The following is a 24,942-nucleotide window of genomic DNA, read 5'->3' as shown; positions in this document are numbered from 1 at the left end:
AGACCGCCCATATCCGGGCGTGTCACCGCGCCCCAGCTTCCCCACCAGCCACGCCATTTGGCAGTCTGTGACCTTCGGGGGATGCTCAGGAGGGGAAAACGATCATGAGTGCGACACAGACGGGACACCCGACGGGACACCGGACAGGACACCCGGCAGGACACCCGGCCGGCCCCGCGACGGACCGGTCCGACGACCCCCGCGCCGGCGACCCCCGCATCGGCTGGAGCAGCACCGAAACCCGCCACGCACCCGTCCTGCACCACCGCCGCGACGGCATACTCCCCACCGTCGCCGCCGCCCTCTCCGTCCGCGGCACCACCCTCACCGGCACCGCCGCCCGCGGCGACACACCCCCCGCCCTGCACCCCCTCGTACAGGACTTCCTCGACACCCTCACCAGCTCCCAACGCGACCGTTTCACCGGCCGCTGCGCCGAGACCATCCTCATCTCCCGGCACCTCACCACCGCCGACGCCGCCCGCAGCAAACGCGCCGCCCGCCGGCCCATGACCAACGGCGAGGCCCGCAAGGCCCTCAAACACGCCAAGCTCACCACCCGCCGCATCCGCGAGGACGGCGACCCCCTGCACGGCACCTTCGCCGCCCCCTGCCGCACCTGCACCGCCCTCAGCGCCCACTTCGGCGTCCGCGTCGTCGACTCCACGACGACCACCGACTGACCGGACCCGCACCCACCCGCACCGCCCGCACGGACGACGAACGAAGGCCGATGCACCCCGACCGCACCACCACCCGCTTCCCCGCCCCCGTCGCCGCCGCCCTGCGCGACGCCGGCTGGCAGCCCGGCCGCTGGGACATCAAACAGGCCGAATACTGGGCCGACACCCTGCGCGAGCACACCTCACCCGCCGGCCACCGGCACACCGTCTTCCCCGCCGCCGTCGAAGCCTGGGCCGAATTCGGCGGCCTCACCGTCACCCCCGCCGCACCCGGCCGGCAGATCGCCCCCGCCGCCCTCCACCTCGACCCCCTGCACGGCCTCCACCTGGCCCGCACCCTCGGCGACCTCGGCCGCGCCCTCGACACCGAGGTCTGCCCCCTCGGCACCGAGACCGACACCGCCGCCCTGCTCGCCATCGACACCCACGGCCGCGTCTACGCCCTCGACCACACCGGCGACTGGTACCTCGGCCCCGACCTCGACCACGCCCTCGCCGCCCTCGTCACCGGCACCGAACCCAGCCGCCTCAGCACCGTCTGACGTCAGGAAACCGCCGCCGCGGGAATCACCGCCGACACCCGGAAACCCCCCGCGTCCGTCGGCCCCGACACAAACACCCCGCCCAGCGCCGCGACCCGCTCCTTCATCCCCACCAGACCGTTGCCCCCCGACGGCAGCCCCGCCGCGGACGCCGACGCCGGCTCCGGCGGCGGATCGTTCTCCACCTGCATCGCGATCTCCGACACCCGATGCGCCAGCCGCACGTACGTCTTCGCCCCCGACGCGTGCTTGTGCACGTTCGTCAGCGCCTCCTGCACCACCCGGAACGCCGTCTGCTCCACCACCGGCGCATACACCCGCGCGTCCCCCTGCACCGACAGATCCACCACCATCCCGGCCGCCGCCGACTGCCCCACCAACTCGTCCAGCTCCGACAACGACGGCCCCTCACCGTCCGCCTCGGCCGCCCGCGAAGCCGCCGCCGCGGCAGCCGCCCCCACCGCCGCGAGCGGCACCCCCGAGCGCTCCGGCGGCGCCCCACTGCGCAACACCCCGAGCATCTCCCGCAACTCGGTCAGCGCCTGCCGCCCCATGTCCCCCACCAACGCGGCGTTCTTCACCGCCTTCTCCGGGTCCTTCCGCGCCACGGCCTGCAAAGCAGCCGCGTGCACGACCATCAAGCTCACCCGATGCGCGACCACGTCATGCATCTCCCGCGCGATCCGCGTCCGCTCCTCGTTGCGCGCCCACTCGGCCCGCTCCTCCGCCCGCTCCGCGAGCAACTGAAGCTCCCGCTCCAAGTCGTCCGCCCGCTCCCGCAGACTCTCCATCAACCGCCGCCGCGCCCCCGCGTACAGCCCGAGCAGCACCGGCGGCGCGGTCAGCCCCAGCGACGTCGCGAGAGCCGCGAACGGCACGAACCAGTCCCCGATCCCCAGCTCCCCCGCCGCCATGCCCTGCCGCACCCGCACGAACGTCACGATCAGCGTCCCCAGCAGCGACATCCCGGCCAGCGCGCCGATGATCCGCCTCGGCACCTCGCACGCGGCCAGCGTGTACAGCCCCACGATCCCCATCAGGAAGCCCATCTGCGCCGGCGTGATGGCGATCGCCACCAGCACCACCGCGATCGGCCACTTCCTGCGCACCAGCAGCACGGCACCGGCCAGCAGACCGAACAGCACCCCCGCCGCGACCGGAATCCCGGCGTCCCAGGCGAAGGGCACGCCCTCCGCCGCGCACTCGAACGCCGACACGGCCGCGAGGCTCACATCGAGCACCGCACCGCGCCGCCGCTCCCACCACCAAGGCCCACCCCGGGCCGTCACATGGTCTTCCCCCGTCGAGGTCATGCCTCCAGCCTACGGGCGCGTGGCCGCGCATTTCCGGGGAGTTTTGCTGGTTTCGGCTACACCACGGAGGGTGACAGTACGGTAGCGATACGACGCGATATCCCTCGAACGCGTGAACCGCTCACCGTTCACCTCCGGAACCTCACATTCCGCCCGGACGGTATCGCCATGACCCGTTCACCGAACAAGTACGCCGACTTCGAGGACCTGCGCGAACAGGCACTGGCGCTGCGCCGCGCGGGCCTCAGCCGCCGCCAGATCCGCGACCGGCTGCACGTGTACAACAACGACATCCTCAACCGCCTCCTGGAGGGCGAGCCTCCCCCGGAGTGGACGAAGCGGCCGAACGCCAAGGACGACCTACGGGAACAGGCGCGGGAACTCCGGCTCCAGGGCTGGACGTACGACCAGATCCAGGTGGAACTGGGGTGCAGCAAGAGCTCGATCTCGCTGTGGGTACGGGATCTGCCGAGGCCGGAGCGGCGACGGCGATCGAGCGAAGAGGCATCGGCCATCGCGAAGCGCGGGTGGGAGGTCAAGCTGCTTTTGCGTGAGGAGGAGCGCCAACTGACAACGCAGTCGGCCGCAGACGAGGTCGGCGGCATGACCGACCGCGAATTGTTCCTGCTGGGTGTCGGCCTTTATTGGGCCGAGGGCTCCAAGAGCAAGCCCTGGAGTCGGCGCGAGCGCGTCACGTTTGTCAACAGCGACCCCGACATGATCACCGTCTTCTTGGCCTGGCTGAAGCTGCTGGACACCCCACCGGAACGCCTCCGGTTCGCGGTGCACATTCACGAGACAGCGGACGTCTCCGCCGCCGAGCAGTTCTGGGCGGGCCATGTAGGCGTCCACCCGACCCAGTTCCTGAAAACGACTACGAAGAAACACAACCCCCGCACCAACCGGAAGAACACGGGCGACAGCTACTACGGATGCCTCCGAGTCGACGTGAGAGATGGAGCCGAGTTGTACCGGCGCATCGAGGGCTGGTGGAAGGGGACAGTGGTGGCAGCTGAACAACGAACCCCGTAGGCTGGCTCCCGGCATTCCCGGGTTGCTCTGTCGGTAGGGGCGACTGGACTTTGAATCCAGGTAAGACGCAGGTTCGACTCCTGCCCCGGGAGCCCCGCCACCGTGGGCCCTGACAGCACAGTCAGGGCCCACACCCATGTTCCTCACGTAACCCCCCGGTATCCTGCGGATGTCCACCCCCACTCACAGCCGAAGGGCATCCCGTGAGCGCCAACCGCCCGGCCGCCGTCGTCGTTCTCGCAGCGGGTGAGGGCACCCGTATGAAGTCGGCCACGCCGAAGGTCCTGCACGACATCTGCGGCCGCTCCCTGGTGGGCCACGTGCTCGCCGCCGCCGGTGAACTGGACCCGCAGCACCTGGTCGTCGTCGTCGGGCACGCCCGCGAACAGGTCGCCGCGCATCTCGCCGAGGTCGCCCCCGCCGCCCGTACCGCCGTCCAGGAGCAGCAGAACGGCACCGGGCACGCCGTACGGATGGGTCTGGAGGAGCTGGGCGGCCGCGTCGACGGGACCGTCGTGGTCGTGTGCGGGGACACTCCGCTGCTCACCGGCGAGACGCTCGCCGCCCTGGCCGGCACCCACGCCGCCGACGGGAACGCGGTGACCGTGCTGACCGCCGAGGTGCCGGACGCGACCGGGTACGGCCGGATCGTGCGGGACGAGGGCACCGGTGCCGTCACCGCGATCGTGGAGCACAAGGACGCCGACGACGCGCAGCGGGCGATCCGGGAGATCAACTCCGGGGTGTTCGCGTTCGACGGGCAGTTGCTCGCCGACGCGCTGGGCAAGGTGCGGACGGACAACAGCCAGGGCGAGGAGTACCTGACGGACGTGCTCGGCATCCTGCGGGAGGCCGGGCACCGGGTCGGGGCCTGTGTGGCCGGCGACCACCGGGAGATCGCCGGGATCAACAACCGGGTGCAGCTCGCCGAGGCGCGGCGGATCCTGAACGACCGGCTGCTGACGGCGGCGATGCTGGCGGGAGTGACGGTCGTGGACCCGGCGTCGACGTGGCTGGAGGTGACGGTCACGTTCGAGCGGGACGTCACGGTCCATCCCAACACGCAGCTGCACGGCGCCACGCATCTCGCCGAGGGCGCGGAGGTCGGGCCGAACTCGCGGCTGACGGACACCCGGGTCGGGGCCGGCGCGCGGGTCGACAACACCGTCGCGCAGGGTGCGGAGGTCGGCGCGGAGGCGACCGTCGGGCCGTTCGCGTATCTGCGGCCGGGGACGCGGCTCGGGGCCAAGGGCAAGATCGGTACGTATGTCGAGACGAAGAACGCGTCGATCGGTGAGGGCACGAAGGTGCCGCATCTGTCGTACGTGGGGGACGCGACGATCGGTGAGTACTCGAACATCGGTGCCGCGAGTGTGTTCGTGAACTATGACGGACAGGACAAACACCACACCACCGTCGGCTCGCACTGCCGTACGGGGTCGGACAACATGTTTGTGGCTCCGGTCACGGTCGGGGACGGTGCCTACACCGCCGCCGGGTCCGTGATCACGAAGGACGTGCCGCCCGGTTCGCTGGCCGTGGCCCGGGGCCAGCAGCGGAATATCGAGGGTTGGGTGGCTCGTAAGCGCCCGGGGAGCGCGGCCGCGAGGGCGGCCGAGGAGGCGTCCGGGAAGCCGGGTGCCGAGGACTGACCGGAAACCGGTGCGTCGAACTCGTCGTACCGTGATAAGTGCACACCCGCACCCTTACCAGCCGGGACGTCCGCTCTGCTCCGGCTGCGACACCTCTGAGGAGACAGTGCTGTGACCGGGATCAAGACGACCGGCGTGAAGAAGATGATGTTCTTCTCCGGCCGCGCCCACCCCGAGCTTGCCGAGGAGATCGCCCATGAGCTGGGTGTCGGGGTCGTCCCGACGAAGGCGTTCGATTTCGCCAACGGTGAGATCTATGTGCGGTATCAGGAGTCGGCTCGCGGTGCGGACTGTTTTCTGATCCAGAGCCACACGGCTCCGATCAACAAGTGGGTCATGGAGCAGTTGATCATGATCGACGCGTTGAAGCGTGCCTCGGCTCGCTCCATCACCGTCATCGTGCCGTTCTACGGTTACGCGCGGCAGGACAAGAAGCACCGGGGCCGTGAACCGATCTCGGCGCGGCTGATCGCGGATCTGATGAAGACGGCGGGCGCCGACCGCATCCTGGCGGTGGATCTGCACACCGACCAGATCCAGGGTTTCTTCGACGGGCCGGTCGATCATCTCTTCGCGCTGCCGCTGCTGGCGGACTACGTGGGCGCGAAGGTGGACCGGGACAAGCTGACGATCGTGTCGCCGGACGCCGGCCGGGTGCGGGTCGCGGACCGGTGGTGCGACCGGCTGGGCGCGCCGCTGGCGATCGTGCACAAGCGGCGGGACAAGGACGTGGCGAACCAGGTCACGGTGCACGAGGTCGTGGGTGATGTGGAGGGACGTATCTGCGTCCTGGTCGACGACATGATCGACACCGGTGGCACGATCTGCGCGGCGGCGGACGCGCTGTTCGCGCACGGTGCGGAGGACGTCATCGTGACGGCGACGCATGGTGTGCTGTCGGGTCCGGCGGCGGACCGGCTGAAGAACTCGAAGGTGAGTGAGTTCGTGCTGACGAACACCCTGCCGACGCCGGGTGAGCTGGAACTGGACAAGATCACGGTGCTGTCGATCGCGCCGACGATCGCGCGGGCGGTGCGTGAGGTGTTCGAGGACGGTTCGGTGACGAGCCTGTTCGACGAGCAGTAAGCCGTCATCGTCGTAGATCGTTTTGGGTGCGGCCTCCCGTGCCGAGTAGACTGTCGAAGTTGCTCGGCGAGGGAGGCCGTACTCGTGTGTCACGGGTTCGGCTGTCCGTTATCGACGCGCTCTTCGTAGCAGGCCGTTCGTGGCCGGGTGACCACGTCCGATCTCTAGGTTCTACGAGGAGTGATCATGTCTTCCGAGGTGAAGATCGTCGCCGAGACGCGCAGCGAGTTCGGCAAGGGTGCCGCGCGCCGTATCCGTCGTGACAACAAGGTTCCGGGTGTGCTGTACGGGCACGGTTCGGACCCGCTGCACCTGACGCTGCCGGGGCACGAGCTGCTGATGGCGCTGCGTACGCCGAACGTGCTGATCGCGCTGGACATCGACGGCAAGTCGAGCGAGCTGGCCATCCCGAAGTCGGTGCAGCGCGACGCGATCAAGGGTTTCCTGGAGCACGTCGACCTTCAGCTGGTGCAGCGTGGCGAGACGGTCAGCGTCGAGATCTACGTGCACACCGAGGGTGAGCTGGCGCCGGGCGGCAACCTGCTGGAGCACGTGCTGAACACGCTGCCGGTCGAGGCCGAGGCCACGAACATCCCGGAGTCGGTGACCGTCTCCGTCGAGGGTCTGGAGGCCGGTGCCTCCGTCCTGGCGAAGGACATCCCGCTGCCGGCCGGCACCAAGCTGGGTGTCGACGAGGACACGGTGGTCCTCCAGGTCCTGGCCGCGCAGGCCGAGGAGGCCGCCGAGGACGAGGGCGACGAGGCCGCGGAGGCCTGAGCCCCGTCATCATCGGGTGATCAGCCGCTGTTCCCTTCGGGGGGCAGCGGCTGACCGTGTATTGAGGAGACATGGACGTGACGACCGATTCCGGCGCTCCCTGGCTGATCGCGGGGCTGGGCAATCCCGGACCGGAGTACGCGGGGAACCGGCACAACGTCGGTTTCATGGTGGCGGAGCTGCTGGCCGGGCGGATGGGCGGGCGGTTCAAGCGGCACGGGAAGGCGCAGGCGCAGGTCGTGGAGGGGCGGTTCGGTGCGCCGGGGCCGGCCTCGCGGCGGGTGGTGCTGGTGAAGCCGATGTCGTACATGAATCTGTCGGGTGGTCCGGTGACGGCGTTGCGGGACTTCTACAAGGTGCCGACGGACCGGGTGGTGGCGGTGCACGACGAGTTGGACGTCGACTTCGGGGTGCTGCGGCTGAAGCTGGGCGGCGGGGACAACGGGCACAACGGGCTGAAGTCGATGACGAAGGCGATGGGTCCGGGGTATCACCGGGTGCGGTGCGGGATCGGGCGGCCGCCGGGGCGGATGCAGGTGGCGGATTTCGTGCTGAAGGACTTCTCGTCGGCGGAGCGCAAGGAGCTGGACTGGTTCGTGGACCGGGCGGCGGACGCGGTGGAGGCGCTGGTGCTGGAGGGGCTGGAGCGGGCGCAGTCGGCGTACAACTCCTGACGTTCTGCTTGTTCGCTCCGGTTTCGCCCACCGAGGTTGACCTTGTGTGCGGGCATGGCCAAGGATCGCGGCCATGCCTTCTGCGGTGGTGTCGTTCGGTCGGGTGGCGGCGATGGGCACGGTCGCCGTGCTGATCCTGATCGCCGGGGTGTGGGCGTCGTGGGGCAGTGCGCAGTACGTGATGCTGACCAAGGGCCGGGAGCGCGGCACGGTCGAGGTGACGGCGTGTGCCGACGGGGTGTGCAGTGGTCCGTACACGCCGGGGTCGGCGGGGTCGGTGGCCCGGGACCGGGTGGAGCTGGCGGATTCGGTGGCCGTGGCGAAGGGGGAGACGTACGCGGTCGTGCTGAAGCCGGAGGATGCCGAGGCGGTGCGGTCGGGGCCGGCCGGTGTGCTGTACGCGTGGGTGCCGATGGGCGGTGCGCTGCTGCTGGCGTCGGTGGTGGTGGCGGGCGGGCTGCGGCGGACCCGGGCGGCGTGGGTGCTGGCGGGGGCGGGAGTGGTGTTGCTGACGGCGGCGTTCGTGGCCGTATGACGATGCCCCCGGGCCGGGAGTGCGGCGCGGGGGCATCGGTGGTGCCGTGGGTGGGTCAGCCGGTGTTGCGCAGTCCGGCCGCGACTCCGTTGACGGTGAGCAGCAGGGCGCGGGCGAGCAGCGGGTCGGGGTCCTGGCCGGTGGTGGCGGCGTCGCGCTGGCGCTTGAGCAGGGCGACCTGGAGGTAGGAGATCGGGTCGAGGTAGGCGTCGCGGATGCTGAAGGTCTGCTTCAGTACCGGCTGGGCGTCGAGGAGTTCGCGCTCGCCGGTGATCTTGAGGACTTCGGTGACGGTCAGGTCGTGTTCGGCCTTGATGACGTCGAAGACGTGCTTGAGCTCGTCGGGGACGAGGGTGTCGACGTAGTGCTGGGCGATGCGCAGGTCGGTCTTGGCGAGGGTCATCTCGACGTTGGAGATGAAGTTGCGGAAGAAGTGCCACTGCTGGTGCATCTCGTCCAGGACGGTGTCGAGGCCGGCTTCGCGCAGGGCCTTGAGGCCGGAGCCGACGCCGAACCAGCCGGGGACGATCTGCCGGGACTGGGTCCAGCCGAACACCCAGGGGATGGCGCGCAGTCCGTCGAGCGAGACGCCGGAGCCGGGGCGGCGGGAGGGCCGGGAGCCCAGGTGCAGGTCGGCGAGCTGGTCGACCGGGGTGGAGGCGAGGAAGTACGTCGGCAGGTCGGGGTCCTCGACCAGGGCCCGGTAGGCGGTGTGGGCGGCGTCGGAGACGACGTCCATGGCGGCGTCCCAGCGGGCGAGGGCCTCGTCGGACTGGCGGGGGGCGGTGTGCAGGGCGGATGCCTGGAGGGTGGCGGCGACGGTGAGTTCCAGGTTCTCCCGGGCCAGGGACGGCACGAGGTACTTGTCGGAGATCACCTCGCCCTGTTCGGTCACCTTGATCTCGCCTTCCAGGGTGCCCCAGGGCTGGGCGAGGATGGCGTCGTGGGAGGGGCCGCCGCCGCGGCCGACGGTGCCGCCGCGGCCGTGGAAGAGGCGCAGGCGTACGCCGTAGCGGTGGGCGACGTCGCGCAGCCGGCGCTGGGCGCGGTGGATCTCCCACTGGCTGGTGGTGATGCCGCCGAACTTGGAGGAGTCCGAGTAGCCGAGCATGACTTCCTGGACGTCGCCGCGCAGGGCGACCAGGCGCCGGTAGGAGGGGTCGGAGAGCAGGTCCTCCAGGATGGTGTCGGCGGCCTTCAGCTCGTCGGTGGTCTCCAGGAGGGGGACGATGCCGATCCTGGCCCAGCCGGCGTGCAGGTCGATGAGGCCGGCCTCGCGGGCGAGGACGGCGGCGGCGAAGACGTCGTCGGCGCCCTGGCACATGGAGATGATGTACGACTCGATGACCTCGGGGCCGAAGATCTCCAGGGCCCGCTTGACGGTCTGGAAGACGCCGAGGGTCTTCTCGCCGGCCGCGTCGACGGGGGCCGGGGTCGGGCCGAGGGGGCGGCGGGAGCGCAGTTCCTTGGCGAGCAGCTTGGTGCGGTACTCGCGGGGCATGTCGGCGTAGCGCCAGGACTCCTCGCCGAGCCGGTCGAAGAGCTGGCCGAGGGCGTGGTGGTGGGCGTCGGCGTGTTCGCGGACGTCCATGGTGGCGAGCTGGAGGCCGAAGGCGGCCAGGGTGCGGATGGTGCGGGCGAGGCGGCCGTCGGCGAAGAGTCCGCCGCGGTGTTCGCGCAGCGAGGTCTGGAGCAGGCGGAGGTCGTCGAGGAGTTCGGCGGTGCCGAGGTAGTCGTGGCCGGCCTGGTGCGGGGTGTTGCGGGCCAGCCGGGTCTTGGTGTTCTCCAGCTTCTGCCGGATGGCGGTGGCCTTGAGCCGGTAGGGCTCCTCGGCGTTGAGGCGCTTGTAGCGGGGGCTGATCTCGGGGAGCCGGTCGAGGTCGGCGGTGAGGGAGTCCAGCAGTTCCTGGGTGGCGCCGGTGTAGCGGATGGAGTTGGAGAGGAAGCCGCGCAGCTCGTCGATCATCTCCAGGGCGTCGTTGATGCCGTGCTCGTGCTGGAGGATGAGGACGTCCCAGGTGACCTGGGGGGTGACGTTGGGGTTGCCGTCGCGGTCGCCGCCGATCCAGGTGCCGAAGGTGAGCGGCCGGGTGTCGTCGGGGAGCTTCACTCCCACCCGTTCCAGCTCGGCCGTCAGGTCCTCCAGGACGTCGCCCACGGCCCCGGCGTGCAGTTCGTCCAGGTAGTAGATGGCGTTGCGGGCCTCGTCGGCGGGTTCGGGGCGGACCACGCGCAGTTCGTCGGTCTGCCACACCAGGTCGATGTTCTCGGCGAGGCGGGTGTCCAGGCGGCGCCGGTCGGACTCGATGACCGGGGTGTCGAGCAGGGTGGCGATGCGGCGCAGCTTGTTCAGCACCGAGCGGCGGGCGGCCTCGGTGGGGTGCGCGGTGAAGACGGGGCGCACGTTGAGGTTGGCGACGGTCTCCCGCAGGTGGTCGGGGTCGGCGTCCTTGAGGCGGTCGGCGGTGATGGCGAGCAGGCCGCCCTCGGCGGCGCGCTTGGCGCGCAGTTCCCGGCCGCGGTGCACCTGTTCGGTGACGTTGGCGAGGTGGAAGTAGGTGGAGAAGGCGCGGACCAGCTTGGCCGCGGTCTGGAGTTCGGTGCCGCGCAGCAGCTCCGCGGCGGCCTCGCCGTCCTCTCGGGTGAGTCGGCGGACCTTCTCGACGAGCTCCAGCAGCTCGGGGCCCTCCTGCCGCACGAGGGTCTCTCCGAGGAGATCGCCCAGCCGGCGGATGTCGGCGCGCAGTTCGCTGCTGGTGGTCGCCGTGGTGGTCTGGTCGTCGGCACTGCTCACAGGTGCGGCTCCTTGCAGTGTTGAAGCTCGTCTGGGAGGGAACCCGGACGGCGTCCTCGCGCGGCGGGTGCCGCTTACGGGGCCGGGTGTCCGGGAAAGAGTCAGAGCGGACCGCGCTGTCCGACCGACTCCCAGGATAGGTGTCCACCGGGACGCGCAGGCTCACGGGCTCTTGCTGAGCGACTACGCGCTGCCATACTTACGTTGCCGTAGGTTACGGAACCGTAGGAACGACCGCACGGTGTCCGCGGCCCGGCATCCTGACCTCTACCCTCGACCCCCCAGGGGACGCGCATGACCACGAGTTCCGATGTGATCCCGGACTCTCCGAAGGCTCCCGACGACTCTCCCGGCCTCGCCGCCGCTCCCGCGACGCTGGGCGGTGAGCGCAAGCGTTCGATCGAGCAGATCACCCTGCTGCTGTTCATCACGGTTCCGTTCCTGGCGCTGGCGGCGGCGGTGCCGCTGGCCTGGGGGTGGGGCGTGAGCTGGCTGGACCTCGGCCTCCTCGTCTTCTTCTACTTCCTCGGGTGCCACGGCATCACCATCGGTTTCCACCGTCACTTCACCCACGGTTCCTTCAAGGCCAGGCGGCCGCTCAAGATCGCGCTGGCGATCGCCGGGTCGATGGCGGTCGAGGGGCCGCTGGTGCGCTGGGTCGCCGACCACCGCAAGCATCACAAGTTCTCCGACGCCGAGGGCGACCCGCACTCGCCGTGGCGGTACGGGGAGACGGTTCCGGCGCTGATGAAGGGCTTGTGGTGGGCCCACATCGCATGGATGTTCGACGAGGAGCAGACCTCGCAGGAGAAGTACGCGCCGGATCTGATCAAGGACGGCACGCTGCGGGCGATCTCCCGCCAGTTCGTGCTGTGGACGGCGGCCTCGCTGGCGCTGCCGGCGCTGATCGGCGGTCTGGTGACGATGTCCTGGTGGGGCGCGTTCACCGCGTTCTTCTGGGGTTCACTCGTCCGGGTGGCGCTGCTGCACCACGTCACCTGGTCGATCAACTCGATCTGTCACGCGGTCGGCAAGCGCCCGTTCAAGTCGCGGGACCGGTCCGGCAATGTGTGGTGGCTGGCGGTGCTGTCCTGCGGTGAGTCCTGGCACAACCTGCACCACGCCGACCCGACCTCCGCGCGGCACGGGGTGGAGCGCGGCCAGATCGACTCCTCGGCGCGGTTCATCCGGATCTTCGAGAAGCTCGGCTGGGCCTACGACGTGCGCTGGCCGTCACGCTCACGTATCGATTCGCGCCGGGAGCCGGACGAGAACGGCTCCCGCCGCCGGAAGGAGACGGTCAAGGCGGCATAGTGGAAGCCGTGGCGACCGACTCCAGCAGTACCCCAGGCAACGACAAGCCGCGGCGCGCGCGCCGCACCCGGATGACCGGTGCCGAGCGCCGCCAACAGTTGCTGGAGATCGGTCGCACCCTCTTCGCCGCGAAGGGTTTCGAGGGCACGTCGGTGGAGGAGATCGCCGCGAAGGCGGGGGTGTCCAAGCCGGTGGTGTACGAGCACTTCGGCGGCAAGGAGGGGCTCTACGCGGTGGTGGTGGACCGCGAGATGCGGCGGCTGCTCGACATGGTGACGTCGTCGCTGACCGCCGGGCACCCGCGGGAGCTGTGCGAGCAGGCGGCGTTCGCGCTGCTCGACTACATCGAGGAGTACACGGACGGTTTCCGCATCCTGGTCCGCGACTCCCCGATCCCCCAGTCCACGGGTTCCTTCGCCTCCCTGATCTCGGACATCGCCACCCAGGTGGAGGACATCCTGGGCCGCGAGTTCAAGAACCGCGGCTTCGACTCCAAGCTGGCCCCGCTGTACGCGCAGGCGCTGGTCGGCATGGTGGCGCTGACCGGCCAGTGGTGGCTGGACGTGCGCCGGCCGAAGAAGGCGGAGGTCGCCGCCCATCTGGTCAATCTGGCCTGGCACGGGCTGGACGGACTGAACCAGAAGCCGCGGCTGATCGGGCACCGCAAGAGTTAGCGGCGGCGGCCATCACCGCCGGTCCTCGCGGCGGCCGGGGCACGCAGCTGGACGTCTCCAAGCCGGAATCACCGGTCGAGCGGCTGGGCTTCCCCTCTACTACGCCTTCGACGGCGCCCTTCCGCCGCCCCGGGCGGTGGCCGCGCACGCGACGATCTCCCCGTACGGCCCGTACGGCCCGTTCGCGGCGAGCCGCACCCGGCCGGTCCCGGTGATCACGCCGCTGCCCCCGTGCGTGCCACCGCGAACACCCGCCGGAACGGGAACGGCGTGCCGTGCGGCCCCGGCGGATAGGCGGCGCGCAGCACCGTGCGGTACTCCTCGACGAAGGCGTCCCGGGCCTGGGGGTCGTCGTCGAGGGCGTCCAGCACCGGCCGCAGCCCGGTCCCGCGCACCCAGTCGAGGACCGGGTCCGGGCCGGTCAGCAGGTGGACGTAGGTGGTCTCCCAGACGTCGGCGGCGCAGCCGAGGGCGGTGAGGTCGGCGAGGTACTCGCCGGGGGTGTGGACGGCGTCGCCGTGCCGCAGGACACCGGCGAGGCGGGCCCGCCACCGCGGTGCGGCGGCCAGTTCGCGCATCAGGCGGTGGCTGGGGGCGTCGAAGTTGCCGGGGACCTGGAAGGCGAGGGTGCCGCCGGGGGCGAGGCCGGCGATCCAGTCGGCGAACCGCTCGCGGTGGCCGGGCACCCACTGGAGGGTGGCGTTGCTGATGATCAGGTCGTGCGGTTCGGCGGGGGTCCAGGTGCGGACGTCGGCGGTGGCGAAGTCGAGCCGGCCGCCCGCCGGGGTGGGGCCGGCCTGCTCGCGGGCCCGGTCCAGCATGGCCGGCGCGTTGTCGTAGCCGGTGACGCGGGCGGTGGGCCAGCGCTCGGTGAGCAGCACGGTGGCGGTGCCGGGGCCGCAGCCCAGGTCGGCGATGCGCGGCGGGTCGCCGGGCAGTCCGGGGACGCGGGCCAGCAGGTCGGTGAAGGGGCGGGCGCGGTGACCGGCGTGGCGCAGGTACTGGGCGGGGTCCCAGGTGGGGGCAGTGGCGGGCATGGGGCCTCCCGGAGCGGGTCTACGGCTACGTCTACATCTACCTCTACGACGGGTGTTCCAGCCTGACCCTCAAATTATCTTCATGTCAAGATAGTTGGCATCAAGAGACTTCACATCGACACAACCACTACACTGATCGTCATGGAGGACGAGGTCGATCGACTGGTCGCAGCGTGGCGCCGGGAGCGCCCGGACCTCGACGTGGAACCGCTCGAGGTGCTCAGCCGGGTGAGCCGGCTGGCCCGGCACCTGGACCGGGCCCGCCGGCTGGCCTTCGCCGAGCATCAGCTGGAGCCCTGGGAGTTCGACGTGCTCACCGCGCTGCGCCGCGCGGGCACCCCGTACCAGCTCTCCCCGGGCCAGCTCCTCACCCAGACCCTGGTCACGTCCGGCACGATGACCAACCGCATCGACCGGCTGGCCAAGAAGGGCCTGGTGGAGCGGCTGCCCGACCCGAGCGACCGGCGCGGGGTGCTGGTCCGGCTCACCGCCGAGGGCCAGGACCGGGCCGATCAGGCGCTGGCCGGACTGCTGGCCCAGGAGCGGGCCATCCTGGCCGAGCTGTCCGGCGCCCAGCGTGTCGAACTGGCCGGGCTGCTGCGCCAGTTGACCGCCCCCTTCGACAACATCCCCGGCTGAACCGGACCGGCGGGCCGCCGTCAGGCGGTGTGCGTCTCCTCCGCGCCGAGCCGCCCGCCGGGGGTGCCCAGGTCGACCGGGCCGACGCCGGCCCGCCGGGCCAGCGCGACGGCGGCCAGCGTGGAGTGCACGCCGAGCTTGCCGAGCACGTTCTGCATGTGCGTCCGCACGGTGTGCGGGGACAGGAACAGCCGCTCCGCCACCGCCTTGCGGCCCAGCCCGGCCACCATGCAGCGCAGTACTTCCCGCTCCCGCGGCGTCAGCGACTCCACCAGCCGCTCGCTCTCGGTGCGGTGCTTGCGGGCGGCGGTCAGCTCGCGCAGCACGCCGGTGAGCAGGGCGGCCGGCAGATGCGTCTCGTCGCGCAGCACCCCGCGGATGACGGTGAGCAGCCGGGACAGCGAGCAGTCCTTCGCCACCCAGCCGGACGCCCCGGCCTGGAGGGCGAGCGCCGCCCGCCGCGGATCGTCCTTCTCGGCGAGCACCACGGTCCGTACCGCGGGGTACGTCGTCCGTACGCCGGTGACCAGCGAGATCCCGTCCACGATCCGGTCCTCGTCGGTGTCCCGTACCGGCACGGCGGGCCGCGCCCCGGGCATGGCGCCGCCGAGGTCGGCGTCGACCAGCAGCACGTCGAACCGCCGCCCCTCGGACGCCGCCCGCTCCAGGCAGCGCAGCGCGGCCGGGCCGCTGCCCGCCGCGGAGACGTCGACGTCCGGCTCGGCGGCCAGCGCCGCGGCGAGCGACTCGGCGAAAATACGATGGTCGTCGACGACCAGGACTCGGATGCGAACCACGTGACCCCCTTCCCCACGCTCCGCCATGGAGCGGGGGACTACCCAGTCTCAAAGGACGACATCAGCGCGGGTACGACGCCCGGGGCGCCCGTATCCGCCTGTGCCTGCTGACGCTGCCGCACTGCTCGACGCCGCGTCCGGCACCCTGGCCCGGCACGGCCGCCACCACCGCACGGCCGCCGCCGCACAGAGATCGCTACCCCGCCCCGGGCGTCGTACCCGACTGTCTCGCCCCCTGATCGGCACCGGCCCCCACCGGTGCTGTCCATCAGGGTACGGACGAGGGGCGGGAGCGGAAGGCTATTTGCAGAACTGGCGGTCCGGCACGTTTATGGTGAGCCGCATGTTTCGCCTTGAGACAGAAGTCGACAGAGCACGACGCGACATCCTGCACAGTCGTCTGCGGGAGACGAACACGGCGGCCTCGCCCGTGCTGCGCGGGCTGCGCGGAACCCCTCACGATCGCGAAGTCCCGCTGCACGTCTGGCTCATGGAGGGGCCGGACCGGGTGGCCGGCGGCCTGGTCGGCCACACCTGGGCGACCTGGCTGCACGTGACGTACCTGTGGGTGGACGCCCGCCACCGGGGCGCGGGGCTGGGCTCCCGGCTCCTGGCGGAGGCGGAGCGGATCGCGGTCGCCGCCCGGCACTGCCGGGCGGCCCGCGTGGAGACCTGGGACTTCCAGGCCCCGGAGTTCTACCGCCGCCGGGGCTACGACGTGGTGTGCGTGATCCCCGACTATCCGCCGGGGATCACCGAGTACACCTTGGTCAAACAGTTGACCTGAAACGCACTACGCCAGCCGCCGCGCTCCGGCCGCCGGCACCGCTTCGAAGGTGCGCGGCGCGGTGAACCCGGCCGCCGCGAACGCGGTCTCCACCGCCTTGCCGACCGCCTCCACGTCGGCGGCCTCCACCAGCACGATGGCCGAGCCGCCGAACCCGCCGCCGGTCATCCGCGCGCCGAGCGCGCCGGACTCCAGGGCGGTGTCGACGACCAGGTCCAGCTCCGGGCAGGAGATCCGGAAGTCGTCCCGCAGCGAGACGTGCCCCTCGACCAGCACCGGCCCGATGGCCCGCGGCTCCCCGGCCGCCAGCAGCGCCACCACCCGCTCGACCCGCTGGTCCTCGGTGACGACGTGCCGGACCAGCCGCCGTACCTCCGCCTCGTCGCCGAGCCGCTCCAGGGCCGCGTCCAGTTCCTCGTAGGGGATGTCCCGCAGGGCGTTCACGCCCAGCAGTGCGGCGCCCTGCTCGCAGCCGGCCCGCCGCTTGCCGTACTCGCCCTCGCTGTGCGAGTGCTTGACCTGCGTGTCGACCACGAGCAGCCGCAGCCCCTCGGCCGCCAGGTCGAACGGCACCTGGCGCTGGGACAGGTCCCGGGTGTCCAGGAACAGCGCGTGCCCGGCCTCACAACAAGCAGAAGCCGTCTGATCCATGATCCCGACCGGCGCGCCCACGTACACGTTCTCCGCCCGCTGGCACAGCCGGGCCAGCTGCCAGCCGCGCAGCCCCAGCCCGAACAGGTCGTTCAGCGCGAGCGCGACGACGACCTCCAGCGCCGCCGAGGACGACAGCCCCGCGCCCGCCGGAACCGTGGACGCCAGATGGATGTCGGCGCCCGTCACCTCGTGCCCGGCCTCGCGCAGCGCCCACACCACCCCGGACGGGTACGCCGTCCAGTTCCGGTCGCTCTCCGGCGTCAGGTCGGCCACCCGCAGCTCGGCGACACCGCCCTCGACGTCCGCCGAGTGCAGCCGCAGTACGCCGTCGGTGCGCGGCGTCACGGCCGCCACCGCCGTGTGCGGCAGCGCGAACGGCATCACGAAGCCGTCGTTGTAGTCGGTGTGCTCACCGATGAGGTTGACGCGCCCGGGGGCCGCCCACACCCCCTCCGGCTCGCTCCCGTACAGCCGCGTGAACCGCTGCGCGACCTCGGCCGCCGTGTCGACGCTCATCCGCTGAATCCCTGACCTTTCCTGCGTTTCAGTTGGCGCGCCGCTGCGCGAACTCCCAGGCGTCCGCGACGATCCCGGCGAGGTCGGCGCGCGACGGACGCCAGCCCAGTTTCTCCCGCGCGGTGTCGGCCGAGGCGACCAGCACCGCCGGGTCACCACCGCGCCGAGCTGCCACGACCTCGGGGATCGGATGCCCGGTGACCTGCCGCACGGTCTCGATGACCTGCCGCACCGAGAACCCGTTCCCGTTGCCGAGGTTGCAGATCAGGTGCTCACCGGGGCTCGCCGCGCCCAGCGCCAGCAGATGCGCCTCCGCGAGATCCGCGACGTGAATGTAGTCCCGTACACAGGTCCCGTCCGCCGTCGGATAGTCGTCCCCGAAGACCGAGACGGCTTCCCGCCGCCCCTGCGCGACCTGGAGCACCAGCGGGATCAGATGCGACTCGGGATCATGCCGCTCGCCGTACTCCCCGTACGCGCCCGCGACATTGAAGTACCGCAGCGAGACGGCCCCCAGCCCATGCGCGGCGGCCTCCCCGCTGATCATGTGGTCGACGGCGAGCTTGGTGGCGCCGTAGGGGTTGGTCGGCGCGGTCGGCGCGGACTCCACGATCGGCACCTGCCGCGGCTCGCCGTACGTGGCCGCCGTCGACGAGAAGACCAGCCGCCGCACGCCCGCTTCCCGCATGGCGCCGAGCAGCGCCATGGTCCCGCCGACGTTGTTGTCCCAGTACTTCTCGGGCTTCGCCACGGACTCGCCGACCTGCGAGAAGGCGGCGAAGTGCAGCACACCGTCGAAAGACGGGTCCAGCCACTTGCCGGCGTCGCGGATGTCGCCCTCCACGAACGAGGCCCCGGCCGGCACGCCCTCCCGGAATCCGGTCGACAGGTTGTCGAGGACGACGACCTCGTGCCCGGCCTCCATCAGATGCTGGGCGACGACGCTGCCGACATACCCCGCGCCACCCGTCACCAGGTACTTCGCGCTCATGAACTCGCTACCTCTCGCAGTCGCTCGGCCGCGCGCTCCGGCGGCACGTCGTTGATGAACACATTCATGCCGGACTCGGAGCCCGCGAGGAACTTCAGCTTGCCGGACGTACGGCGAATGGTGAAAAGCTCGAGATGCAACGCGAAGTCGTCCCGCGTCACCCCCTCGAACTCCTCCAGCTGCCCGAACGGCGCCTGGTGCCAGGCGGCGATGTAGGGCGTGGGGGGCTCACCCTCGCCGAAGATCCGGTCGAACCGCCGCAACAGTTCCAGATACACCTGGGGGAACTCTGTGCGCGCCGCCTCGTCGAGGCCCAGCAGATCGGCGACCCGCCGCTTCGGATACAGGTGCACCTCGTAGGGCCAGTGCGCGGCGTAGGGCACGAAGGCGATCCAGTGCTCGCCCTCCAGCACGACCCGCTCGTCGTCCAGTTCGCTGCGCAGCACGGCGTCGAACAGGTTCTCGCCGCCGGTCGCCTCCTTGTGGGCGGCCACCTGCCGCAGCATCAGGGCGGTGCGGGGGGTGGTGAAGGGGTAGGCGTAGATCTGCCCGTGCGGGTGACCCAGCGTCACACCGATCTCGGCACCCCGGTTCTCGAAACAGAAGACCTGTTCGACGGAGGACAGATGCGACAGCTCGGACGTGCGGTCCGTCCAGGCGTCGAGGACGAGCCGGGCGTGCTCCTCGCTCAGGTCGGCGAAGGAGGCGTCGTGGTCGGAGGTGAAGCAGACGACTTCGCACCGCCCGGAGTCGCCGGCCAGCGAGGGGAAACGGTTCTCGAAGACGGCCACGTCGTACGACGAGTCCGGGATCTCGCTCAGCCGCTCACCCCGCGTCGGGCACAGCGGGCACTGGTCGGCGGGCGGGTGGTACGTCCGCCCCTGGCGGTGCGAGGCGACCGCGACCGCGTCCCCCAGCAGCACGTCCCGGCGGACCTGGGACGAGGTCACGGTCGGCTCCAGCGGACGGCGGTCCACCGCGTCCCGTACGACGTCGTCGCGCAGGTCGTAGTAGATCAGCTCGCGACCGTCGGCCAGCCGGGTCGAGGTCTTCTTCACTGCCGGACTCCTCACGCCACTACCCGCCCAAGCACTCAACACAATCCAACATAACACTCCACAACTCACCACCCCCCTCGATCATCACAATCAATCAAAGAACACCATCGAAAGTGTTCATTTTCTGAAGACGGAGGCATAGATTCCGCTCTGATCGGTTCACGCAACGAAGCGAGTACGCATGCAAACCCCCACATACCTTGCGGCGGAGCTCCGCCTCCCCACCAACTGGCTCGACTACACGATCCTGGCCATCTACTTCCTGGTCGTCCTCGGCATCGGCCTGGCCGCCCGCCGCTCGGTCCGGACCAGCCTGGACTTCTTCCTCTCCGGCCGCTCCCTGCCCGCGTGGGTCACCGGACTCGCCTTCGTCGCGGCCAACCTGGGCGCCACCGAGATCCTCGGCATGGCCGCCAACAGCGCCCAGTACGGCGTCTACACGACCCACTGGTACTGGATCGGCGCGATCCCGGCGATGGTCTTCCTGGGCCTGGTGATGATGCCGTTCTACTACGGCAGCAAGGTCCGCTCGGTCCCGGAGTTCCTCCTCCTGCGCTTCGACCGCTCCGCCCACCTGCTCAGCTCGATCCTGTTCGCCATCGCGGCGATCCTGATCGCGGGCGTCAACCTCTACGCCCTGGCCATCGTCGTCGAGGCCCTCCTCGGCTGGCCCCTGTGGGTCTCGATCGTGGTCGCGGGCGCCTTCGTCCTCGCGTACATCACCCTCGGCGGCCTGTCCTCCGCGATCTACAACGAGGTCCTCCAGTTCTTCGTGATCCTGGCGGCGCTCATCCCGATCACCATCCTCGGCCTGAAGAAGGTCGGCGGCTGGGACGGCCTGTCCGACACCCTCTCCGCGCAGCACGGCAGCGACTTCATGACGTCCTGGGGCGGCACGGGCATCGGCAACGACAACCCGCTGGGCGCCAACTGGCTGACCATCGTGCTGGGCCTCGGCTTCGTCCTCGGCTTCGGCTACTGGACCACCAACTTCGCGGAGGTGCAGCGCGCGCTGTCCGCGAAGAACCTGTCCGCCGCGAAGCGCACCCCCCTCATCGCGGCGTTCCCGAAGATCTTCATCGTCTTCCTGGTGATGATCCCGGGCCTGGTGGCGGCCGCCCTGGTCCCCAAGATCGGCACCGCCGGCTCCGACCTCCAGTACAACGACGCGATCCCGTACCTGATGGAGCAGTTCCTGCCCAACGGGGTGCTCGGCATCGCGGTGACCGGTCTGCTGGCGGCGTTCATGGCCGGCATGGCGGCCAACGTGTCGTCCTTCAACACGGTGTTCACCACCGACATCTGGGCGAAGTACGTGAAGAAGGGGGAGCCGGACACGTACTACCTGAAGTTCGGCCGCCTCATCACGGTCATCGGCGTACTGGCGTCCATCGGCACGGCCTTCCTCGCCCAGTCCTTCTCCAACATCATGGCGTACCTCCAGACGCTGTTCTCCTTCTTCAACGTGCCGATGTTCGTGGTCTTCATCATCGGCATGTTCTGGAAGCGGGCGTCGGTGAAGTCCGGCTTCTGGGGCCTGCTCGCGGGCACCGTGGCGGCGATGGTGAACTACTTCTGGATCTACAAGCAGGGCGTCATCGACATCCCCTCCGACCAGGGGGCCAACTTCGTCTCGGCGATCGTCGGGTTCGTCGCGGGCGCGGTGGTCATGGTGGCCGTGTCCCTCTTCACCGCCCCGAAGCCGGCCGCGGAACTGCAGGGCCTGGTCTACGGCACGCGGTCCCCCGGCATGACCGAGAAGCCCGCCGAGGGCGACGACGCGTGGTACCGGAAGCCGGCGCTGCTGGGCTGGGGCGCGATCGTACTGGCGGCCGCCTGCTACATCCCGTTCTCGTTCTGATCGCGGGAGGATTGAGAGAACATGTCTTCTGAATTCGGGAAGCCGGAAAAGGACGTCGAGCGGGAGGTCTCCGAGCTGGAGACCAAGTCGGCGACGGCCGCGCGGCTGTTCGACATCCGACGGATCATCGGCGGGCTGTTCGCCCTGTACGGCGTGATCGTCACGATCGCGGGCCTGACGGCGTCCGACGCGGACATCGACAAGGCCGAGGGCGTGAACATCAACCTGTGGACCGGGCTGGGGATGCTGGTGCTGGGCCTGTTCTTCCTGGCCTGGCTGAAACTGCGCCCGACGGCCCCACCGCCGCCTCCGGCGAACGACGGGGAGTAGGCGCGGGGCGCGGCGGCTGACGCCGGGTGCCGATCAGCGCCACCGGCGTGACGTGGCACCCGGCGCGATGGCTGGGGCCGGGGCGTGGCGCGACCCGGCGCTGCCCGGGTGCCGCCGCGCCCACCCTCCCCCACTCTCGGCTTCGCTCGAGCGGGGGGACCCCCATCGCCCCTGGGGGTACCACCCAGGCCGTTCAGGCACTGGGGGAGGCACGAATGCCCGCGGTTGGGCGGCCCCCCACGGCCGAGTGGGTACGTACTCGCACTCGCGTACGGCGGGAAGGGGACGGGGTGGGGGGTGTCCGCCCGCAGCGGTTGGCGCGTCAACCCGGTTCACCCCCGTAGGAGACCGATTCCGCGCCGTTCCGAGGACGGACACCCCCCACCCCGGCCCCGACCCACAACCAAACCGAAGGCGCTACGCGCACCCCCACCAAACCCGCGCAGGCCGCCGCAGGCGCCCCGCTCAACCGCCGGAGGCCCCCGCCCGGTCGAGCAACCCCGTCCGCGCCGCCAGCGCAGCCGCCTCAAGCCTCGACCCCACCCCGAGTTTCATCAGCACCCGCTGCACATGGGTGCGCGCGGTGGACGGCGCGATCCCCATCCCGGCCGCGATCAGCCGGGTGTCCTCACCCTCCGCGACCCGCATCAGCACTTCCAGCTCCCGGGGCGTCAGCAGCTGAAGCAGCCGCTGCCCCTCGTCATCGGGCTGCGCGGCGGGATTCAGCAGTTCGGCGAAGGCCCCCTGAAGCAGCGCGGGCGCCACCGCCGCCTCCCCCGCCCGCGCCTTCATGATCGCCCGCTCGACGCCCTCTATCCGCTCGTCGTGCCGGACGTACCCCGACGCCCCCGACGCGAACGCCGCGGCGATGCCGCGCGGACTCGGCACCGGCCCCAGCACCAGCACCGCCACCTGCGGCCGGTCCCGCTTGATCCGTACCACCGGATCGAAGATCCCCGGCTCGGCCGGCGTCGCTGTCCCCATCAGGCAGACCTCCGGCGCCCGGCTGATCACCAGCTCCGCCGCCCCCGCGGCCGGCGCCGCCGCGGCCAGCACCCGGTGCCCCCGCAGCTTCAACGCCGAGGCCAGCGCCTCGGCGAGCAATCGGTGGTCGTCGACCACCATCAGCCGCACTCCCACTGCCACCCCCCAGTCCCCCTGCGGTCACCCACAGTCCCCCGACCTGCCCCCGGAAGCTACACGCTTGTTCGACGTCGCGCTCCCCCTACCGGCGAGAACTGCCCCGGATCACCGAAATTCCTCGCATTACGACCGGGTCAGGCGTCCTCCGCCAGTTCCAGCCAGCGCATCTCCAGCTCGTCGCGCTGCCCGGACAGCTCCCGCAACTCGGCGTCCAGCTCGGCCACCTTCGCGAAATCCGTCGCGTTCTCCGCGATCCGCGCGTGCAGCTTGCTCTCCTTCTCGGAGATCTTGTCCAACTGCCGCTCGATCTTCTGGAGTTCCTTCTTCGCGGCCCGCTGATCGGCGGCGTTCTTCTCGACGCCCCTGTCCACCGCGGCGGCGGGCGCGGCCGGTACAGCCGCGGCCGCCTCCTCCATCCGCCGCCGTCGCTCCAGGTACTCGTCGATCCCGCGCGGCAGCATCCGCAGCGCACCGTCCCCGAGCAGCGCGAACACCCGGTCGGTGGTCCGCTCCACGAAGAACCGGTCGTGGGAGATGACGATCATCGACCCGGGCCAGCCGTCGAGCAGATCCTCGAGCTGGGTCAGCGTCTCGATGTCGAGGTCGTTCGTGGGCTCGTCGAGGAAGAGCACGTTCGGCTCGTCCATCAGCAGCCGCAGGATCTGGAGCCGCCGCCGCTCACCGCCCGACAGGTCCCCCACCGGCGTCCACTGCTTCTCTTTCCCGAAGCCGAACGTCTCGCACAGCTGCCCGGCGGTCATCTCCCGCCCCTTGCCCAGGTCGACGCGCTCCCGGACCGCCTGCACGGCTTCCAGCACCCGCCACTCGGGGTCGAGTTCGGCGACCTCCTGCGACAGATAGGCCAGCTTCACCGTCCGGCCGACCTTGACCCGGCCACCGGCCGGCTGCCGCTCGCCGTCGCTGTACGCGGCCTCGGCGAGCGCCCGCAGCAGCGAGGTCTTGCCCGCGCCGTTGACCCCGACCAGACCGATCCGGTCCCCCGGCCCGAGCTGCCAGGTCAGCTGCTTCAGCAGCACCTTGGGCCCGGCCTGGACCGTCACGTCCTCCAGATCGAAGACCGTCTTCCCGAGCCGCGACGACGCGAACTTCATCAGCTCACTGCTGTCCCGCGGCGGCGGCACGTCCGCGATCAGCTCATTGGCGGCCTCCACCCGGAACCGCGGCTTGGAGGTCCGCGCGGGCGCCCCACGCCGCAGCCAGGCCAGTTCCTTGCGGACCAGGTTCTGCCGCTTGGCCTCCTCGGTCGCGGCGATCCGCTCCCGTTCCGCCCGGGCGAAGACGTAGTCCGAGTAGCCGCCCTCGTACTCGTAGACGTCGCCGCGCTGCACGTCCCACATCCGGGTGCAGACCTGGTCGAGGAACCACCGGTCGTGGGTGACGCAGACCAGCGCGGACCGCCGCTCCCGCAGGTGCCGGGCCAGCCACGCGATGCCCTCGACGTCGAGGTGGTTGGTGGGCTCGTCGAGCACCACCAGGTCCGGTTCCTCGATGAGCAGCTGGGCCAGCGCGATCCGCCGCCGCTCACCGCCGGACAGCGGCCCGATCACGGTGTCCAGCCCCTGCGGGAACCCCGGCAGGTCCAGCCCCCCGAACAGCCCGGTCAGCACGTCCCGGATCTTCGCGTTGCCCGCCCACTCGTGGTCGGCGAGGTCCCCGATGACCTCGTGCCGCACGGTGGCGGCGGGGTCGAGGGAGTCGTGCTGGGTCAGCACCCCGAGCCGCAGCCCGCCGGAGTGGGTGACCCGCCCGGTGTCGGCCTCCTCCAGCTTGGCGAGCATCCGGATCAGCGTGGTCTTGCCGTCTCCGTTGCGGCCCACGACGCCGATGCGGTCCCCCTCGGAGACACCGAGGGACACCCCGTCCAGCAGGGCACGGGTGCCGTACACCTTGCTGACGTTCTCGACATTGACCAGGTTGACGGCCATTTCTCTCCTGCCTGGGGGACGATCAGCCTTCAAGCGTAGGCCCTCCGGGGAGCCGGGTAACACGGACAAGGCTCGTCACTCTTTGTAGTGACGTATGTCAGATCGTC

Annotated in this window: 23 protein-coding genes and 1 tRNA gene; 15 read left to right on the top strand and 9 right to left on the bottom strand. The window is 70.6% G+C overall.

What is annotated here, in order from left to right:
* Positions 1–104: 104 nt before the first annotated feature.
* Together AB0G32_RS02145 and AB0G32_RS02140 are read left to right on the top strand one after the other, a co-directional pair.
* Positions 105–683, top strand: a complete 579-nt coding sequence (locus AB0G32_RS02145) for a YwqJ-related putative deaminase (protein ID WP_361156836.1) — start codon at positions 105–107, stop codon at positions 681–683.
* A gap of 50 nt (positions 684–733) precedes the next feature.
* On the top strand, positions 734–1,225 hold the full coding sequence (locus AB0G32_RS02140) for an SUKH-3 domain-containing protein (protein WP_361156833.1): 492 nt from the start codon (positions 734–736) through the stop codon (positions 1,223–1,225).
* Positions 1,226–1,227: 2 nt separating this feature from the next.
* Here the strand turns inward: AB0G32_RS02140 and AB0G32_RS02135 are convergent, their stop codons facing one another.
* Entirely contained in the window at positions 1,228–2,538 is a 1,311-nt protein-coding gene (locus tag AB0G32_RS02135; RefSeq protein ID WP_361156830.1) for a histidine kinase, read from the bottom strand.
* Positions 2,539–2,706: 168 nt separating this feature from the next.
* On the opposite strand from AB0G32_RS02135, the gene AB0G32_RS02130 reads away from it, so the two are divergent.
* From AB0G32_RS02130 to AB0G32_RS02100, 7 genes are all read left to right on the top strand, one after another.
* The gene (locus AB0G32_RS02130; protein ID WP_361156827.1) at positions 2,707–3,570 is read left to right on the top strand and encodes a hypothetical protein; all 864 of its coding nucleotides are present in this window, start codon (positions 2,707–2,709) and stop codon (positions 3,568–3,570) included.
* A gap of 15 nt (positions 3,571–3,585) precedes the next feature.
* Positions 3,586–3,662: transfer RNA gene (locus AB0G32_RS02125), tRNA-Gln, on the top strand.
* Between the two features lie 111 nt (positions 3,663–3,773).
* Positions 3,774–5,222: a bifunctional UDP-N-acetylglucosamine diphosphorylase/glucosamine-1-phosphate N-acetyltransferase GlmU gene (gene glmU / locus AB0G32_RS02120; RefSeq protein WP_361156825.1), complete on the top strand. Its 1,449-nt coding sequence runs from the start codon at positions 3,774–3,776 to the stop codon at positions 5,220–5,222.
* 111 nt (positions 5,223–5,333) lie between these two features.
* Positions 5,334–6,308, top strand: coding sequence for a ribose-phosphate diphosphokinase (locus AB0G32_RS02115; protein ID WP_361156823.1), 975 nt, complete (start codon positions 5,334–5,336; stop codon positions 6,306–6,308).
* Between the two features lie 186 nt (positions 6,309–6,494).
* Positions 6,495–7,085 (top strand): 50S ribosomal protein L25/general stress protein Ctc, encoded by a 591-nt coding sequence (locus AB0G32_RS02110; RefSeq protein ID WP_361156821.1) that lies wholly within the window; start codon positions 6,495–6,497, stop codon positions 7,083–7,085.
* 71 nt (positions 7,086–7,156) lie between these two features.
* A complete protein-coding gene (pth, locus tag AB0G32_RS02105; protein ID WP_361156820.1) occupies positions 7,157–7,759 on the top strand; it encodes an aminoacyl-tRNA hydrolase in 603 nt (200 codons plus the stop codon).
* Positions 7,760–7,832: 73 nt separating this feature from the next.
* Positions 7,833–8,294, top strand: coding sequence for a hypothetical protein (locus tag AB0G32_RS02100; RefSeq protein ID WP_361156818.1), 462 nt, complete (start codon positions 7,833–7,835; stop codon positions 8,292–8,294).
* A gap of 55 nt (positions 8,295–8,349) precedes the next feature.
* Here the strand turns inward: AB0G32_RS02100 and ppc are convergent, their stop codons facing one another.
* Complete coding sequence (gene ppc, locus AB0G32_RS02095; RefSeq protein WP_361156816.1) at positions 8,350–11,088, bottom strand: phosphoenolpyruvate carboxylase; 2,739 nt, start codon at positions 11,086–11,088, stop codon at positions 8,350–8,352.
* Positions 11,089–11,382: 294 nt separating this feature from the next.
* On the opposite strand from ppc, the gene AB0G32_RS02090 reads away from it, so the two are divergent.
* Positions 11,383–12,402, top strand: a complete 1,020-nt coding sequence (locus AB0G32_RS02090) for an acyl-CoA desaturase (RefSeq protein WP_361156814.1) — start codon at positions 11,383–11,385, stop codon at positions 12,400–12,402.
* Positions 12,399–13,076, top strand: a complete 678-nt coding sequence (locus AB0G32_RS02085; RefSeq protein WP_361157162.1) for a TetR/AcrR family transcriptional regulator — start codon at positions 12,399–12,401, stop codon at positions 13,074–13,076. Before AB0G32_RS02090 ends, AB0G32_RS02085 begins: the two co-directional genes overlap by 4 nt.
* Before the next feature lie 215 nt (positions 13,077–13,291).
* On the opposite strand, the gene AB0G32_RS02080 is transcribed toward AB0G32_RS02085, so the two are convergent.
* Complete coding sequence (locus AB0G32_RS02080) at positions 13,292–14,113, bottom strand: trans-aconitate 2-methyltransferase (protein ID WP_361156811.1); 822 nt, start codon at positions 14,111–14,113, stop codon at positions 13,292–13,294.
* A 141-nt stretch (positions 14,114–14,254) separates the two neighbouring features.
* Here AB0G32_RS02080 and tamR point away from each other — a divergent pair, with 141 nt between their 5' ends.
* On the top strand, positions 14,255–14,752 hold the full coding sequence (tamR, locus tag AB0G32_RS02075) for a MarR family transcriptional regulator TamR (RefSeq protein WP_361156808.1): 498 nt from the start codon (positions 14,255–14,257) through the stop codon (positions 14,750–14,752).
* Between the two features lie 20 nt (positions 14,753–14,772).
* Here tamR and AB0G32_RS02070 read toward each other — a convergent pair whose 3' ends face one another.
* Positions 14,773–15,549: a response regulator transcription factor gene (locus AB0G32_RS02070; RefSeq protein WP_361156806.1), complete on the bottom strand. Its 777-nt coding sequence runs from the start codon at positions 15,547–15,549 to the stop codon at positions 14,773–14,775.
* 331 nt (positions 15,550–15,880) lie between these two features.
* Here AB0G32_RS02070 and AB0G32_RS02065 point away from each other — a divergent pair, with 331 nt between their 5' ends.
* Positions 15,881–16,336 (top strand): GNAT family N-acetyltransferase, encoded by a 456-nt coding sequence (locus tag AB0G32_RS02065; RefSeq protein ID WP_361156803.1) that lies wholly within the window; start codon positions 15,881–15,883, stop codon positions 16,334–16,336.
* 6 nt (positions 16,337–16,342) lie between these two features.
* On the opposite strand, the gene galK is transcribed toward AB0G32_RS02065, so the two are convergent.
* The 3 genes from galK to galT are packed head-to-tail and all read right to left on the bottom strand — an operon-like array spanning position 16,343 to position 19,555.
* A complete protein-coding gene (galK, locus tag AB0G32_RS02060; protein ID WP_361156801.1) occupies positions 16,343–17,506 on the bottom strand; it encodes a galactokinase in 1,164 nt (387 codons plus the stop codon).
* Positions 17,507–17,534: 28 nt separating this feature from the next.
* Positions 17,535–18,497: a UDP-glucose 4-epimerase GalE gene (gene galE, locus AB0G32_RS02055; RefSeq protein ID WP_361156799.1), complete on the bottom strand. Its 963-nt coding sequence runs from the start codon at positions 18,495–18,497 to the stop codon at positions 17,535–17,537.
* Positions 18,494–19,555 carry a galactose-1-phosphate uridylyltransferase gene (galT, locus tag AB0G32_RS02050; RefSeq protein WP_361156796.1) on the bottom strand — a complete coding sequence of 354 codons (1,062 nt, stop codon included), beginning with the start codon at positions 19,553–19,555 and terminating at the stop codon, positions 18,494–18,496. Before galT ends, galE begins: the two co-directional genes overlap by 4 nt.
* A gap of 181 nt (positions 19,556–19,736) precedes the next feature.
* Here galT and AB0G32_RS02045 point away from each other — a divergent pair, with 181 nt between their 5' ends.
* Positions 19,737–21,416 (top strand): sodium:solute symporter family protein, encoded by a 1,680-nt coding sequence (locus AB0G32_RS02045; protein WP_361156794.1) that lies wholly within the window; start codon positions 19,737–19,739, stop codon positions 21,414–21,416.
* A gap of 21 nt (positions 21,417–21,437) precedes the next feature.
* A complete protein-coding gene (locus tag AB0G32_RS02040) occupies positions 21,438–21,746 on the top strand; it encodes a hypothetical protein (RefSeq protein ID WP_361156791.1) in 309 nt (102 codons plus the stop codon).
* A 465-nt stretch (positions 21,747–22,211) separates the two neighbouring features.
* Here the strand turns inward: AB0G32_RS02040 and AB0G32_RS02035 are convergent, their stop codons facing one another.
* Both AB0G32_RS02035 and AB0G32_RS02030 read right to left on the bottom strand, forming a co-directional pair.
* Positions 22,212–22,886, bottom strand: coding sequence for a LuxR C-terminal-related transcriptional regulator (locus tag AB0G32_RS02035; RefSeq protein WP_361157159.1), 675 nt, complete (start codon positions 22,884–22,886; stop codon positions 22,212–22,214).
* A 137-nt stretch (positions 22,887–23,023) separates the two neighbouring features.
* The gene (locus AB0G32_RS02030) at positions 23,024–24,835 is read right to left on the bottom strand and encodes an ABC-F family ATP-binding cassette domain-containing protein (RefSeq protein WP_361156789.1); all 1,812 of its coding nucleotides are present in this window, start codon (positions 24,833–24,835) and stop codon (positions 23,024–23,026) included.
* Between the last annotated feature and the right edge of the window lie 107 nt (positions 24,836–24,942).

The sequence above is a fragment of the Streptomyces sp. NPDC023723 genome, from assembly GCF_040639815.1.
In the GTDB taxonomy this organism is placed as follows: domain Bacteria; phylum Actinomycetota; class Actinomycetes; order Streptomycetales; family Streptomycetaceae; genus Streptomyces.
Note: the sequence above shows the minus strand (reverse complement) of the source record. Positions and strands in the feature narration are given on the sequence as shown.

What these genes read in the sequence shown, in the direction of transcription:
- AB0G32_RS02045 (WP_361156794.1), top strand. Translation starts at nt 19,737, where the DNA reads ATGCAAACCCCCACATACCTTGCGGCGGAGCTCCGCCTCCCCACCAAC.
- AB0G32_RS02140 (WP_361156833.1), top strand. Translation starts at nt 734, where the DNA reads ATGCACCCCGACCGCACCACCACCCGCTTCCCCGCCCCCGTCGCCGCC.
- AB0G32_RS02065 (WP_361156803.1), top strand. Translation starts at nt 15,881, where the DNA reads ATGGTGAGCCGCATGTTTCGCCTTGAGACAGAAGTCGACAGAGCACGA.
- AB0G32_RS02040 (WP_361156791.1), top strand. Translation starts at nt 21,438, where the DNA reads ATGTCTTCTGAATTCGGGAAGCCGGAAAAGGACGTCGAGCGGGAGGTC.
- AB0G32_RS02145 (WP_361156836.1), top strand. Translation starts at nt 105, where the DNA reads ATGAGTGCGACACAGACGGGACACCCGACGGGACACCGGACAGGACAC.
- pth (WP_361156820.1), top strand. Translation starts at nt 7,157, where the DNA reads ATGGACGTGACGACCGATTCCGGCGCTCCCTGGCTGATCGCGGGGCTG.
- galE (WP_361156799.1), bottom strand. Translation starts at nt 18,497, where the DNA reads ATGAGCGCGAAGTACCTGGTGACGGGTGGCGCGGGGTATGTCGGCAGC.
- galK (WP_361156801.1), bottom strand. Translation starts at nt 17,506, where the DNA reads ATGAGCGTCGACACGGCGGCCGAGGTCGCGCAGCGGTTCACGCGGCTG.
- AB0G32_RS02090 (WP_361156814.1), top strand. Translation starts at nt 11,383, where the DNA reads ATGACCACGAGTTCCGATGTGATCCCGGACTCTCCGAAGGCTCCCGAC.
- AB0G32_RS02030 (WP_361156789.1), bottom strand. Translation starts at nt 24,835, where the DNA reads ATGGCCGTCAACCTGGTCAATGTCGAGAACGTCAGCAAGGTGTACGGC.
- AB0G32_RS02080 (WP_361156811.1), bottom strand. Translation starts at nt 14,113, where the DNA reads ATGCCCGCCACTGCCCCCACCTGGGACCCCGCCCAGTACCTGCGCCAC.
- AB0G32_RS02135 (WP_361156830.1), bottom strand. Translation starts at nt 2,538, where the DNA reads ATGACCTCGACGGGGGAAGACCATGTGACGGCCCGGGGTGGGCCTTGG.
- AB0G32_RS02130 (WP_361156827.1), top strand. Translation starts at nt 2,707, where the DNA reads ATGACCCGTTCACCGAACAAGTACGCCGACTTCGAGGACCTGCGCGAA.
- tamR (WP_361156808.1), top strand. Translation starts at nt 14,255, where the DNA reads ATGGAGGACGAGGTCGATCGACTGGTCGCAGCGTGGCGCCGGGAGCGC.
- AB0G32_RS02110 (WP_361156821.1), top strand. Translation starts at nt 6,495, where the DNA reads ATGTCTTCCGAGGTGAAGATCGTCGCCGAGACGCGCAGCGAGTTCGGC.
- AB0G32_RS02100 (WP_361156818.1), top strand. Translation starts at nt 7,833, where the DNA reads ATGCCTTCTGCGGTGGTGTCGTTCGGTCGGGTGGCGGCGATGGGCACG.